This window comes from Pantoea vagans (genome assembly GCF_001506165.1).
GTDB lineage: Bacteria > Pseudomonadota > Gammaproteobacteria > Enterobacterales > Enterobacteriaceae > Pantoea > Pantoea vagans_C.
In genome coordinates, this window is sequence record NZ_CP011427.1 from 738577 (window position 1) to 751650 (window position 13074).

General features: G+C 54.9%; 12 protein-coding genes. 10 read left to right on the plus strand and 2 right to left on the minus strand.

The window, feature by feature from the left end; all coding sequences use genetic code 11:
• Window positions 1-109 precede the first annotated feature (109 nt).
• Window positions 110-955 carry an NADPH-dependent 7-cyano-7-deazaguanine reductase QueF gene (gene queF, locus LK04_RS03335; protein ID WP_039330697.1) on the minus strand — a complete coding sequence of 282 codons (846 nt, stop codon included), beginning with the start codon at window positions 953-955 and terminating at the stop codon, window positions 110-112.
• Window positions 956-1017: 62 nt separating this feature from the next.
• On the opposite strand from queF, the gene syd reads away from it, so the two are divergent.
• The 4 genes from syd to LK04_RS03360 all read left to right on the plus strand — a co-directional run bounded on the left by syd (window position 1018) and on the right by LK04_RS03360 (window position 3719).
• On the plus strand, window positions 1018-1566 hold the full coding sequence (syd, locus tag LK04_RS03340; RefSeq protein ID WP_039330699.1) for a SecY-interacting protein: 549 nt from the start codon (window positions 1018-1020) through the stop codon (window positions 1564-1566).
• A gap of 588 nt (window positions 1567-2154) precedes the next feature.
• Window positions 2155-2481 (plus strand): YqcC family protein, encoded by a 327-nt coding sequence (locus LK04_RS03350; protein ID WP_039330703.1) that lies wholly within the window; start codon window positions 2155-2157, stop codon window positions 2479-2481.
• Window positions 2481-3260 (plus strand): tRNA pseudouridine(65) synthase TruC, encoded by a 780-nt coding sequence (gene truC / locus LK04_RS03355; RefSeq protein WP_039330705.1) that lies wholly within the window; start codon window positions 2481-2483, stop codon window positions 3258-3260. The genes LK04_RS03350 and truC overlap by 1 nt, the downstream gene beginning before the upstream one ends.
• Before the next feature lie 12 nt (window positions 3261-3272).
• On the plus strand, window positions 3273-3719 hold the full coding sequence (locus tag LK04_RS03360) for a flavodoxin (RefSeq protein ID WP_039330706.1): 447 nt from the start codon (window positions 3273-3275) through the stop codon (window positions 3717-3719).
• Window positions 3720-3866: 147 nt separating this feature from the next.
• Here LK04_RS03360 and garD read toward each other — a convergent pair whose 3' ends face one another.
• A complete protein-coding gene (garD, locus tag LK04_RS03365) occupies window positions 3867-5426 on the minus strand; it encodes a galactarate dehydratase (RefSeq protein WP_039330709.1) in 1560 nt (519 codons plus the stop codon).
• 507 nt (window positions 5427-5933) lie between these two features.
• On the opposite strand from garD, the gene LK04_RS03370 reads away from it, so the two are divergent.
• The 6 genes from LK04_RS03370 (at window position 5934) to LK04_RS03395 (ending at window position 12927) form a co-directional block, all read left to right on the plus strand.
• A complete protein-coding gene (locus LK04_RS03370; protein ID WP_039330711.1) occupies window positions 5934-7280 on the plus strand; it encodes an MFS transporter in 1347 nt (448 codons plus the stop codon).
• Between the two features lie 9 nt (window positions 7281-7289).
• Window positions 7290-8636, plus strand: a complete 1347-nt coding sequence (locus tag LK04_RS03375) for an enolase C-terminal domain-like protein (RefSeq protein ID WP_039330713.1) — start codon at window positions 7290-7292, stop codon at window positions 8634-8636.
• Between the two features lie 10 nt (window positions 8637-8646).
• Entirely contained in the window at window positions 8647-9978 is a 1332-nt protein-coding gene (gene gudD, locus LK04_RS03380) for a glucarate dehydratase (protein WP_039330715.1), read from the plus strand.
• 52 nt (window positions 9979-10030) lie between these two features.
• Window positions 10031-10798, plus strand: coding sequence for a 2-dehydro-3-deoxyglucarate aldolase (gene garL / locus LK04_RS03385; protein WP_039330716.1), 768 nt, complete (start codon window positions 10031-10033; stop codon window positions 10796-10798).
• 19 nt (window positions 10799-10817) lie between these two features.
• Complete coding sequence (garR, locus tag LK04_RS03390; RefSeq protein WP_039330718.1) at window positions 10818-11702, plus strand: 2-hydroxy-3-oxopropionate reductase; 885 nt, start codon at window positions 10818-10820, stop codon at window positions 11700-11702.
• A gap of 85 nt (window positions 11703-11787) precedes the next feature.
• Window positions 11788-12927 carry a glycerate kinase gene (locus LK04_RS03395; protein ID WP_039330720.1) on the plus strand — a complete coding sequence of 380 codons (1140 nt, stop codon included), beginning with the start codon at window positions 11788-11790 and terminating at the stop codon, window positions 12925-12927.
• Window positions 12928-13074: the final 147 nt, after the last annotated feature.

The following is a 13074-nucleotide window of genomic DNA, read 5'->3' on the forward strand; positions in this document are numbered from 1 at the left end:
GAACGCAGGTTTGACTCCTCGCGCCTTTGACAGAGTAACGTTGTCCGCGGTGAATGCTCAAGTGCATCCGCGCATCCGTGCAGCGGCCTGCGAGGTGCCTCGCAATCTGTTACTGGCGAACCAAGCGGGAGAAAGTGGGAGAGAAGGGCACATTGCTACGCCAGGGATTGATATCCAACCCACCACGGCGCGTGTAACGTGCGTAAACAGTGAGGCATTCTGGCAGGCAAAAGCGCTGAATGTCGTTAAAAATGCGCTCAACGCACTGCTCATGGAATTCATTGTGTTGACGGAAAGAGATCAAATAGCGCAGCAGAGCTTCACGATCAATGCGTGGGCCTTTGTAGCGAATCATCACTGAACCCCAATCGGGCTGATGTGTAATCAGGCAGTTCGATTTCAGCAAATGGCTCACCAGGGTTTCTTCAACCACTTCGCTTCCCGCTGCCTGCGCTAAATAGTCGGCATTGAAAGCATAGTCTTGGATTTCGATATCCTGCTCGTCAATCACTTCGCCGTTGAAATGGCCAATCGGCTGACCTTCGACTTCACTCAGGCGAAAGAGCGCAACGCCAACTTCACCGTTGGCGCAGGCACGTAAGTCGCGTTCCAGCGTTTGGCGCACTTCACCCCAGTCGGCGAAAACCGTCTGGTTAAAACTGTTAAGATAAAGCTTGAAGCTCTTGGACTCGATCAGGTTTTCGCTATCGGCGCGGAGTACGACTTCGCCCACTGCTACCTGCGGCACGCCTTTGCTGTTCAGCCAGGAGAGTTCGTACAGTGTCCAGATATCGGCGCCCTGGAATGGCAAATTATCCGGGTAAAGCCCAAGCGGTTCACGATTCAGGCTGCGCGGCACGGATTGCAACAGCGTGTTATCGTAGCGATCAACATAAGCCGTGGGCTTACCTAAGGTCAGGCCGCTTAATGCCTGATCGCGGTTTTCAGAAGACATATCGGTTACCACTAAATTCCATCAAAGTGGCTAAGTGTAACCGATCATAAGCGAGAAGATGAATGATGCAGCAAACCGCAGACGCCCTGCGTGAATTTACCGCCCGTTATGTTCAGCTATGGCAACAACAATCCGGCCAGCTGCCTGCCAGTGCCGATCTGTTAGGTGTGCCTTCACCCTGCATTGTAAGCACACTGGAAGATCGCGTGTTATGGCAGCCACAACCCTTTACGCTGCCAGCGACGCTGGAAGCGGTTGAGCGCGCGCTGGATATTCAGTTGCAACCAGAGATCACTGCCTTCTACACGTCACAATTTGCCGGTGATATGACGGCCAGCTTTGAGCAGCGGCCAATTACGCTATTACAGGTGTGGAGTGAATCAGACTTTACCCGCTTGCAGGAAAACCTGATTGGGCATTTGGTGATGAAGCGCCGCCTGAAACAGAGTCCAACATTGTTTATTGCCACAACTGAATCAGAACAGGATGTGATTGCCGTCTGCAACTTAACCGGCGAAGTTATTCTGGAACAGCCTGGTAGTAAAAATCGTCAGGTTCTGGCGGCGGATGTTCAGATATTTCTTAATGCTTTACAACCGCTTACTGCCTGATTAGCAGAGTTAAGATATCTGTTTTGTAAGAGATCTCTCACATCGTGTGTGAGAGATCGCTAGATCATTTTGCAGCCTTCTGGAAGGCTTCGATGTAAAAATATTGTGAATCATGAGCTTATAGCGTTTCTCCTAAAGAGATAATCTGACTCAATCTATTAACGCCTCTTACTAGCTTGTTATTGCGATGGTTTCTGACAGAATAGTCACCACTGGCAGGAAGCCAGGGATGAAGAGACGTTCAGGAGAATGTCAGCCAAGCGGCAGGAGCGTAACGGAGCTTACGACACACGGAAGGCTTCAGGATGAAGCAGGACACTCAGGATTGAGTTAAGGACACCTCCAGGATGGAGAATGAGAGCCACGTTGGATGTGGTGGGCCAGGATGCTAAGGACAAATGTCATGATGACAGGCAATGGAAAGCGCAGGAACAGTTGTCATGGATGAGCAGGGAGCACAGCGGTGGCGGGAATGCTGCAAACGAAACCGGGAGCACTGTAATCACAGTGCTCCCTTTTTTTATGGCTTTTTTGCGCATTGACTGACTAGTGATATGCTTGCCGCCCAATTTTCTCTGGAGGTGGCGTATGTCGTCGCAAATGATTATTCAACGGCTGCAGCAGGTCGAAGCGGTGATGCGCGAACATGACCACTGGCAGACCCAGCCCCCTGAAGCGGAAGCCTTCGCCAGCAGCGAGCCTTTTTGTCTCGATACACTTGAGCCGCTGGAATGGCTGCAGTGGGTGCTTATCCCTCGTTTTCACGCCTTGATTGAAGCGGGTGCACCGCTGCCACAAAATTTCGCCGTCACGCCTTATTATGAAGTTTCACTGGCAGACAGCACGCCAGGTCACGCTGCGCTGCTACTGGCACTGGGCCAGTTTGACGCACTGTTTCAGGACCCGACTGCCTGATGCTGGAAATCCTCTACCAAGATGAATGGCTGGTTGCCGTCAATAAACCGTCCGGTTGGCTGGTGCACCGCAGTTGGCTGGATCGCGACGAAAAAGTGGTGGTGATGCAAACGGTGCGCGATCAAATTGGTCAGCACGTTTTCACCGTTCATCGTCTCGATCGCCCGACCTCAGGTGTGTTGTTGATGGCCTTGTCCAGCGAAGTGGCCCATCTGTTATCACAGCAGTTCGAGCAGCATCAAATGCAGAAAACCTATCACGCGGTGCTGCGCGGCTGGCTCGACGGCAGCGCGACACTCGATTATCCGCTGATGGAAGAGCTGGATAAGATAGCCGATAAGTTTGCCAACCAGGAACGTACTGCTCAGGATGCCGTGACGGATTATCGCTCACTGGCGCAGGTGGAAATGCCCGTCGCCATTAGCCGCTACAACAGTGCCCGCTACACCCTGGTAGAGATGTCTCCGCATACCGGTCGTAAACATCAGCTGCGTCGCCATATGGTGCATTTGCGCCATCCAATCATTGGCGACAGCGCCCACGGCGATCTGCGTCAAAATCGTGGTGCTGCTGAGCATTTTGGGATGAATCGTTTGATGCTGCACGCCAGCAGCCTCAGCCTTACTCATCCGGTTACCGGTGAGCCGCTGGTGATTCGTGCAGGCCTGGATCGCGTCTGGCAGCAAATGCTGCAACACTTTGGCTGGCAGGATCAGATCCCTGAGGTTCCCAGGGTTGAGTTTGCCGACGAGGCAGTCCAGGATAAGCCAACAGAATAAAGGAGCGGCAAGATGGCAAAGATTGGCATTTTTACAGGTACGGTTTACGGCAACGCGCTGCTGGTGGCTGAAGAGTCTCAGCCGGTGCTGGAAGAGCAAGGCCATGAAGTGAAGGTGTTTGAAGATGCAACGCTGGCCGACTGGCAGGCTTACAGCAAAGACGTGATTCTCATCGTGACCTCAACCACCGGTCAGGGGGATTTCCCCGACAATATCGCGCGTTTATATGTGAAAGTTCGCGATGAGTTGGGCTATCAGCCAGAGCTGCGCTATGGCGTGATCGCGCTGGGTGACAGCAGCTATGACAATTTCTGCGGCGCGGGTAAAACCTTCGATGCCACCTTGCAAGAGCAGAGCGCGCAACGTATTGGCGAAGTGCTGCTGGTGGATGCAACAGAAGATCCAGAGCCAGAATCGGTGACCACGCCTTGGGTGGAGAGCTGGGGTAAATTGTTGTAATTGATGAAATAGATGTTGCCCTCTCCCGCAAGCGGGAGAGGGGGCACTCTGTGCGGCTCTGGCAGTAAAGGTGGGACTGTTTTGCTTCAGAATGTTCGGTCGGTTTCCTCTCCCGCTTGCGGGAGAGGGTTAGGGTGAGGGGAAAGGTTACGTCACCGGCGCCGGATTAAACACCGCCAGCTGATTACGAATCCCCCAACGATCGGACCATGTCTGCTTACGACCGCTGGCGATCTCCAGAATTAATTCAAACAACCGCCAGCCGACCTGCTCAATGCTCTCTTCGCCGGTCGCTATGGTGCCTGCATTAATATCCATCAAATCATGCCAACGCTCAGCCAGCGCATTACGCGTGGCCATCTTGATCACCGGAATAGCGGCTAAACCATAGGGCGTGCCGCGACCTGTGGTAAACACCTGCAAGGTGATACCGGATGCCATCTGTTGGGTGCCACATACAAAGTCACTGGCTGGCGTGGCGGCATAGATCAAGCCACGTTGGGTCGGACGCTGACCGGGTGACAGCACTTCCACAATCGGGCTGCGACCTGACTTGGCAATCGAACCCAGCGCTTTTTCCACCACGTTAGCCAGGCCGCCTTTTTTATTGCCCGGTGAAGGGTTAGCGCTGCGATCAGTCTGCCCCTGGCTGAGGTAGTCGTCATACCACGCCATCTCTTCCAGCAGGCGTTTGCCCACGCTTTCATCTACTACTCGGGGTGTCAGCAGATGAATGGCATCACGCACTTCGGTAACCTCGGAAAACATCACTGTTGCCCCGCAGCGCACCAGCAAATCCGAGGCGAAACCCACGGCGGGATTGGCAGTCACACCCGAGAAGGCGTCACTGCCACCGCACTGCGTGCCGATCACCAACGCTGAAGCCGGGCAGGTTTCACGCTGGCGCTGGTTCAGCTTTTTCAAATGGCGCTCGGCCACCTGCAGAATTTCATCCACCATCGCGCCGAAGCCGACATGCCGTTCGTCTTGCAAACGCACAATGTCATGGTCATCCAGCGAAATTGCCTGCACGTCGGGTGTGCCGGTGAGCAATCGCTCGGGTTGCAGCTTCTCGCAACCCAGGCTGACGATCATCACTTCGCCACCGAAATTAGGATTGAGCGCAAGGTTATGAATGGTGCGGATCGGCACCACAGCCGCAGGGGCGTTGATCGCCACACCACAACCATAGAGATGATTTAAGGCGACAACGCCATCAACGTTGGGATAGCGCGGCAGTAAATCGCGTTCAATCATCTGCACAACGTAATCCACAACCCCAGCGACGCAGTGCACGCTGGTGGTGATGCCTAACAGATTGCGGGTGCCGACACTGCCATCAGCGTTGCGATAGCCTTCAAAAGTGTAGCCTTCCAGCGGGGGCAGTGCCGGAGGCACATTGTTGGCCAATGGCAGGCTGTTTAGCGGTGGCGCTTCGGGTAACGCCACCAGAGATTCTTCAATCCAGCTGCCTTGGGCGATGGGGCGCAGGGCGGTGCCAATCACTTCGCCATAGCGCAGAATCGCACCGTTTTCAGGGATATCAACCAGCGCCACTTTATGCCCTTGCGGGACATGCTCTGTGAGCTGCAGGCCATCGTCAAAGCGCGTGCCAGCAGGTAGACCCTGATTATTAACCACGATCGCCACGTTATCGGCGTCATGTACTTTTATATAAAGCGGTTTTTCTGTAAGCGGTCGGTTCATTGCTCACCTTCCAGTTCGTCGCACTGTACATGGCAGCGCGGTGTAAATGCTTCCATCACGACATCATTTTTTGCCAGCCTCAGTATATGCAGGGGTATTGGGCGGCGCATTGTGCAACTGACTGGCATTAAGCACTTTTATTGGCTGAGTTTGGGACGTTTTGCCAAACGCAAGTGAAGAGACTCACAAAGTGCGCACCCATAGTCTGCTTTTTAATCAATTTGACCATGCGTGATGTGGTTCCGTGAGCCATGCCGCAGCGTTATGTGCAGATGCCATAAATTCTTTGCTAATTGACCTGCATTGTCGGGCGTCCTTCCAGTGTTTCGCCTCCATGCTGTTCCTATACTGATTCTCGTTCTTCAAACGTTTGGTTATTTGTCACGACGCATCATCGTTTTGCCACAACAACAATCGCCGTGTTTAACCCGACATCATTCTGATACCCAACGCGATGTGTATGCAGTCAGAGTGAATGTAGCGTTCGCTATATTTCAGGAGTGCAGCATGAATAGTTTCAGCCAGACAGCGGAAGCCGTGCAAAAACGCACCAATGCCCGTTACTGGATTGTGGTGATGTTATTTATCGTCACGTCGTTCAACTACGGTGACCGCGCAACCATCTCGATTGCCGGTTCTGCCATGTCTAAAGATATCGGCCTCGACTCGGTCGGTCTCGGATATATCTTCTCCGCCTTCTCATGGGCTTACGTGATTGGGCAAATTCCTGGCGGCTGGCTGCTCGACCGCTTTGGTTCAAAACGCGTCTACTTCTGGAGCATTTTCCTGTGGTCGCTGTTTACTTTGCTGCAAGGTTTCGTTGACCTGTTCAGTGGCTTTGGCATCGTCATTTCACTGTTCCTGTTGCGCTTCCTGGTTGGCCTGGCGGAGGCACCTTCGTTCCCCGGCAACAGCCGCATTGTGGCAGCCTGGTTCCCGGCACAAGAGCGCGGCACTGCCGTGGCGATATTCAACTCGGCACAGTATTTCGCCACGGTGATTTTCGCCCCAATCATGGGCTGGCTGGTGGCGGAAGTGGGCTGGGCGCATGTGTTCTGGTTCATGGGCGGACTGGGCATCATCCTCAGCTTCGTCTGGCTGAAGTTTATGCATGATCCGAATAACCACCCTGGCGTGAACAAAGCCGAGTTGGAGTACATGGAGCAAGGCGGCGCACTGATCAATATGGATGCCAAAAAATCAGAGCGCAAAGTGAGCTGGGATGAAAAGTGGTATCAAATCAAGCAGCTACTCTCGACCCGCATGATGTGGGGCATCTATCTCGGCCAGTATTGCGTTAACGCACTGACCTACTTCTTTATCACCTGGTTCCCGGTGTATCTGGTGCAGGCACGCGGCATGTCAATCCTGAAAGCAGGCATGATCGCCTCGATTCCGGCTATCTGTGGCTTCCTGGGCGGGGTGTTGGGCGGTGTGATTTCCGACTACCTGATGCGTAAAACCGGTTCACTGAATATTGCGCGTAAAACCCCGATTGTGGTTGGCATGCTGCTCTCTATCAGCATGGTGATGTGTAACTACACCGAAACAGAGTGGGTCGTGGTGCTGTTTATGGCGCTGGCCTTCTTCGGTAAAGGCATTGGTGCGTTGGGCTGGGCGGTGATGGCGGATACCGCACCGAAAGAGATCAGCGGGTTAAGCGGCGGTTTGTTCAACATGTTTGGCAACTTCTCCGGCATCGTCACGCCGATTGCCATTGGCTACATCATCGCGGCATCCGGTTCTTTCGAGGGGGCGCTGATTTATGTCGGCATTCACGCCTTTGTTGCTGCGTTTAGCTTCCTGTTCATTACGGGCGATATCAAACGCATCGAACTCAAACATCGGGCATAAGGACTGAGTATGAACACGCAAAGTACCCCGGTGATCACCGATATGCAGGTGATCCCGGTTGCCGGTTACGACAGCATGCTGCTGAACATTGGCGGCGCACACAGCGCCTGTTTTACCCGCAATATCGTGGTGTTAACCGATAGCGCTGGCCATACCGGCGTGGGTGAAGCGCCAGGTGGTGAGACCATCTATCAAACGCTGGTCGAAGCGATTCCACAGGTTAAAGGCCAGCAGGTGGCTCGCATGAATCGCCTGGTGCAGCAGGTGCACAAAGGCAACCAGTCTGCGGATTTCGACACCTTTGGCAAAGGTGCCTGGACGTTTGAACTGCGCGTCAATGCCGTGGCTGCGCTGGAAGCAGCACTGCTCGACCTGTTGGGTCAGTGTCTTGGCGTGCCGGTGGCAGAATTGCTTGGCCCCGGTCAACAGCGCGATGAAGTCACGGTGCTGGGCTATCTGTTTTACCTTGGCGATCGTCGCAAAACCGATTTGCCGTATCTGACCGGCGAAGGCGCCAGTCACGACTGGTATCACCTGCGTCATCAGGAAGCGTTGACACCGGAGGCGGTGGTTCGTCTGGCAGAAGCGGCACAGGACAAATACGGCTTCAAAGATTTCAAACTCAAGGGCGGTGTATTGCCGGGCGAGCAGGAAATTGAATCGGCGGCCGCGCTGAAGAAGCGCTTCCCGGATGCTCGTATCACAGTCGATCCCAACGGAGCCTGGACACTCGATGAAGCGATTCGCTTGTGCAAAGGCATGGGTGATGTGCTGACTTACGCCGAAGATCCGTGCGGTGCTGAACAAGGTTATTCCGGGCGTGAAGTGATGGCCGAATTCCGTCGCGCCACCGGGTTGCCGGTCGCCACCAATATGATCGCCACCAACTGGCGTGAGATGAATCATGCGGTGATGCTCAACTCCGTGGATATCCCACTGGCGGATCCACATTTCTGGACGCTAAGTGGCGCGGTGCGAGTCGCGCAGCTGTGTGACGACTGGGGCCTGACCTGGGGTTGCCACTCTAACAACCACTTCGACATTTCTCTGGCAATGTTTACCCACGTTGGCGCTGCTGCACCGGGTAAACCCACGGCGATTGATACCCACTGGATTTGGCAGGAGGGCGATCAGCGCCTGACCAAAGAGCCACTGCAAATCCGCAACGGCAAAATTGCCGTGCCGGACAAACCAGGGCTGGGTGTTGAGCTGGATTGGGACCGTATCCACCAAGCCAATGCCCTCTACAAATCCCTGCCGGCGGGCGCACGTAATGACGCCACGGCAATGCAGTATCTGGTTCCCGGTTGGTCATTCGACCGCAAGCGCCCGGCCTTCGGTCGCAGTCATGCATAAGGAGCAGGAAATGAGTCAGACCCCGAAAATTACCTCGTTGCAGGTCATTCCAGTGGCCGGTCACGACAGTATGTTGCTCAACCTGAGTGGCGCCCATTCGCCGTTCTTCACTCGCAACATCGTCATCATCAAAGATAACGCCGGCCATACCGGCGTGGGTGAAATTCCTGGCGGCGAGAAGATTCGTCAGACGCTGGAAGACGCGGCGGCACTGGTGGTGCAGAAAACCGTCGGCGAATATAAAAACATTCTCAACCTGGTGCGCAGTACCTTTGCCGATCGCGACTCTGCCGGACGCGGCAACCAGACCTTTGACCTGCGTACCACCATTCATGTGGTCACCGGCATCGAAGCCGCGTTGCTGGATCTGCTCGGCCAGCATCTTGGTGTCAATGTGGCGTCACTGCTCGGTGATGGTCAGCAACGTGACCGCGTCGAAATGCTCGGTTACCTGTTCTACGTTGGCGATCGGAAGAAAACCTCGCTGGCGTATCAGAGCCAGGAAAATGATAAATGCGACTGGTATCGCCTACGCCATGAAGAAGCACTGACGCCGGAAACCGTGGTGCGTCTGGCGGAAGCGGCGTATGAGAAATACGGTTTCAACGATTTCAAACTCAAAGGCGGTGTGCTGCGCGGCGGTGAAGAAGCGGAAGCGGTCACGGCGCTGGCGAAGCGTTTCCCGCAGGCGCGAGTGACACTCGATCCCAACGGCGCATGGTCTTTAAATGAGGCAATTCTGCTCGGTAAGCAACTGAAAGGTGTGCTGGCGTATGCGGAAGATCCTTGTGGTGCAGAGCAGGGCTATTCCGGTCGTGAAGTGATGGCGGAATTCCGCCGTGCCACGGGCCTGCCTACGGCGACAAACATGATCGCCACCGACTGGCGTCAAATGGGCCACACGCTGTCACTGCAGTCCGTGGACATCCCGCTGGCCGATCCTCACTTCTGGACCATGCAAGGTTCGGTGCGCGTGGCGCAGATGTGTCACGACTTTGGCCTGACCTGGGGTTCACACTCCAACAACCACTTCGACATTTCACTGGCGATGTTCACCCATGTCGCCGCGGCCGCGCCGGGTGCTATCACCGCCATCGATACCCACTGGATCTGGCAGGAAGGCAATCAGCGTCTGACCAAAGAGCCGTTCCAGATCAAAGGCGGCATGGTGCAGGTCCCACAAAAACCGGGGCTGGGCGTGGAGCTGGATATGGATCAGGTGATGCAAGCCAACGCGCTGTATCAGAAACACGGTTTAGGTGCGCGCGATGATGCGCAGGCTATGCAGTTCCTCGTACCGAACTGGACCTTTGATAACAAACGTCCGTGCCTGGTGCGCTAACGATTCCGGCACCCCGTGCGGGTGCCTGCTGTAACCGACAGGAGTAACGACAATGAGCAATGCCTGGCCGAACCATTTTCGTCGCCGTTTACTGGCAGGGGAAACTCTGATTGGTAGCTGGTGTGCACTTGCCAGCCCGATTTCAACTGAAGTATTGGGACTGGCGGGCTTTGACTGGCTGGTACTGGATGGCGAACATGCGCCAAACGACATTACCACTTTCATTCCGCAGTTGATGGCGTTGAAAGGTAGCCACAGTGCGCCGGTGGTGCGTCCGCCATGCAATGAACCGATCATTATTAAGCGTTTGCTGGATATCGGTTTCTACAACTTCCTGGTGCCGTTTGTGGAAACCGAGGAAGAGGCGATTCGTGCCGTGGCATCTACACGCTATCCGCCGGTGGGGATCCGCGGCGTATCCGTTTCGCATCGCAGCAACATGTACGGCACGCTGCCGGAATACAACGCCACCATCAATGACAACATCACGGTGCTGGTGCAGATCGAAACGCAGCAGGCAGTCGACAACATTGATGCGATTGCCGCAGTGGATGGCGTGGATGGCATTTTTGTCGGTCCGGGTGACTTGTCTGCCGCGCTTGGCTATCTCGGCCAGCCTGCGCATCCTGAAGTATTGAAAGTGATTAAGCACATCTTTGAACGTGCCAAAGCGGCGGGCAAACCGAGCGGCATTCTTGCCCCGGTGGAAGCGGATGCGCGCCGTTATCTGGAATGGGGTGCCACTTTTGTTGCGGTGGGCAGCGATTTGGGTGTGTTCCGTAACGCCACGCAGGCGTTGTGCGACAAATTTAAGAAATAACTGACATAGGGGAAAGGCAATGAAAATTGGATTTATCGGCCTCGGTATTATGGGCAAACCGATGAGTAAAAACCTGGTGAAAGCCGGTTATTCACTGGTAGTACGTGACCACAATGTCAGCAACGAAGCCGAACTGGTGGAGCTGGGTGCAACCGTGGCGAAAACGCCAAAAGAGGTGGCTGAACAGGTGGATGTGGTGATCACTATGGTGCCCAATTCACCACAGGTTAAAGAAGTCTGCCTGGGCACCAATGGCATTATCGAAGGGGCCAAACCGGGGCTGATCGTCATCGATATGAGTTCCATCGCGCCATTAGCCAGCCGCGAAGTGCACGATGCGTTGGCAGAAAAAGGCATCAAGATGCTTGATGCGCCGGTGAGCGGTGGCGAGCCTAAAGCGATTGAAGGCACCTTGTCAGTGATGGTCGGTGGCGATAAAGCGGTGTTTGACCAGTGCTACGACATCATGAAAGCGATGGCGGGTTCGGTGGTGCATACCGGAGATATCGGTGCAGGCAACGTCACTAAGCTGGCAAACCAGGTGATTGTGGCGCTTAACATCGCTGCCATGTCAGAAGCCCTGTCGCTGGCGACCAAAGCGGGCGTGAATCCTGAACTGGTTTATCAGGCCATTCGCGGCGGACTGGCGGGCAGCACGGTGCTGGACGCCAAAGCGCCAATGGTGCTGGATCGTAATTTCAAGCCAGGTTTCCGCATTGATCTGCATATCAAAGACTTAGCCAATGCACTGGATACTTCACATGGCATTGGCGCCCATCTGCCATTGACTGCCGCGGTGATGGAGATGATGCAGGCGCTGAAGGTGGATGGCAAAGGCACTTCCGACCATAGCGCGCTGGCTTGCTATTATGAAAAATTAGCTCAGGTAGAGATCACCCGGTAGTTTGCACGTCCGGTGTCTGAGGATGCCGGACCGCTTACTGCATTAGCCGGACGGAAAACCGTCATTCACCGCGCTCGGATTGCCTATGAAAATTGTCATCGCACCGGATTCATATAAAGAGAGTTTGTCTGCCCTGGAAGTGGCTTCGGCAATAGAAGCGGGATTTAGCGAAATCTTTCCCGAAGCCGAATACGTAAAAATACCGGTCGCCGACGGGGGGGAAGGCACGGTAGAAGCGATGGTGGCCGCCACACAAGGTAGCCTTGTCAGGTTGAATGTCACTGGACCGTTGGGCGCGCCAGTGGAGGCCTTTTATGGCTTATCCGGCGATGCGCGCACGGCATTTATCGAAATGGCTGCCGCGAGTGGATTGGAGTTGGTGCCGCCCGCACAGCGCGATCCGCTGATGACCAACTCTTTCGGTACCGGCGAGTTGATTAAAAACGCACTCGACCGTGGCGTGGACCATATCATCATCGGCATTGGTGGCAGCGCCACCAACGATGGCGGATCCGGCATGATGCAGGCGCTCGGCGCGCGCTTGCTGGATAAGCAGGGCAATGAGATTGCTTTCGGCGGTGGGGCATTACCGCAGCTGGCACGGATTGAGATCGATCAGCTGGATGCCCGCCTGCAGCAGTGTCGCATTGAAGTCGCCTGCGATGTGACCAACCCCCTAACCGGTGAAGATGGCGCGTCGGCGATTTTCGGCCCGCAAAAGGGCGCAACGCCGGAACTGGTGAAGCAGTTGGATCAGGCGCTGGAACATTATGCGGGCATTATTCATCGCGATCTGGATATTGATGTGCTGCACATTGCTGGTGGTGGTGCCGCCGGTGGCATGGGTGCGGCGCTGCATGCATTTTGCCAGGCTGAGTTGCGCCGAGGCATTGAAATTGTCACTGAAGCGTTGGGGTTAGCCGAGCAGGTGAAAGATGCCGATTTAGTGATCACTGGCGAAGGACGGATTGATAGCCAGACGATTAACGGCAAAGTGCCGATTGGCGTGGCAAAGGTCGCCAAACAATTCAATAAACCGGTAATTGGCATTGCGGGCAGCTTGACGGCGGACGTCGGCGTGGTGCATCAGCACGGGCTGGATGCGGTGTTTAGCGTGCTGTTCAGCATTGGCTCACTGGAAGATGCGCTGGCCAATGCGGCACAGAATGTGCGGCTCACGGCGCGCAATGTCGCCGCGACCATTAAGGCAGGGCAAGGGTTGTAATGAATGTTGGCCCTCACCCCAGATCTCTCCCACATAGTGGGAGAGGGAGCAGATCCAGCGATATTGAATGTCAGTGTAAATTTTAAATAACCGCAGTTAACTGTCCCCTCTCCCCCTTGCGGGAGAGGGTTAGGGTGAGGGGCACTG

Excerpts from the sequence above, each read along its gene's own strand:
- syd (WP_039330699.1), top strand. The coding sequence starts at position 1,018 with ATGATGCAGCAAACCGCAGACGCCCTGCGTGAATTTACCGCCCGTTAT.
- LK04_RS03375 (WP_039330713.1), top strand. The coding sequence starts at position 7,290 with ATGAACACGCAAAGTACCCCGGTGATCACCGATATGCAGGTGATCCCG.
- garL (WP_039330716.1), top strand. The coding sequence starts at position 10,031 with ATGAGCAATGCCTGGCCGAACCATTTTCGTCGCCGTTTACTGGCAGGG.
- queF (WP_039330697.1), bottom strand. The coding sequence starts at position 955 with ATGTCTTCTGAAAACCGCGATCAGGCATTAAGCGGCCTGACCTTAGGT.
- garR (WP_039330718.1), top strand. The coding sequence starts at position 10,818 with ATGAAAATTGGATTTATCGGCCTCGGTATTATGGGCAAACCGATGAGT.
- LK04_RS03370 (WP_039330711.1), top strand. The coding sequence starts at position 5,934 with ATGAATAGTTTCAGCCAGACAGCGGAAGCCGTGCAAAAACGCACCAAT.
- LK04_RS03395 (WP_039330720.1), top strand. The coding sequence starts at position 11,788 with ATGAAAATTGTCATCGCACCGGATTCATATAAAGAGAGTTTGTCTGCC.
- garD (WP_039330709.1), bottom strand. The coding sequence starts at position 5,426 with ATGAACCGACCGCTTACAGAAAAACCGCTTTATATAAAAGTACATGAC.
- truC (WP_039330705.1), top strand. The coding sequence starts at position 2,481 with ATGCTGGAAATCCTCTACCAAGATGAATGGCTGGTTGCCGTCAATAAA.
- gudD (WP_039330715.1), top strand. The coding sequence starts at position 8,647 with ATGAGTCAGACCCCGAAAATTACCTCGTTGCAGGTCATTCCAGTGGCC.
- LK04_RS03350 (WP_039330703.1), top strand. The coding sequence starts at position 2,155 with ATGTCGTCGCAAATGATTATTCAACGGCTGCAGCAGGTCGAAGCGGTG.
- LK04_RS03360 (WP_039330706.1), top strand. The coding sequence starts at position 3,273 with ATGGCAAAGATTGGCATTTTTACAGGTACGGTTTACGGCAACGCGCTG.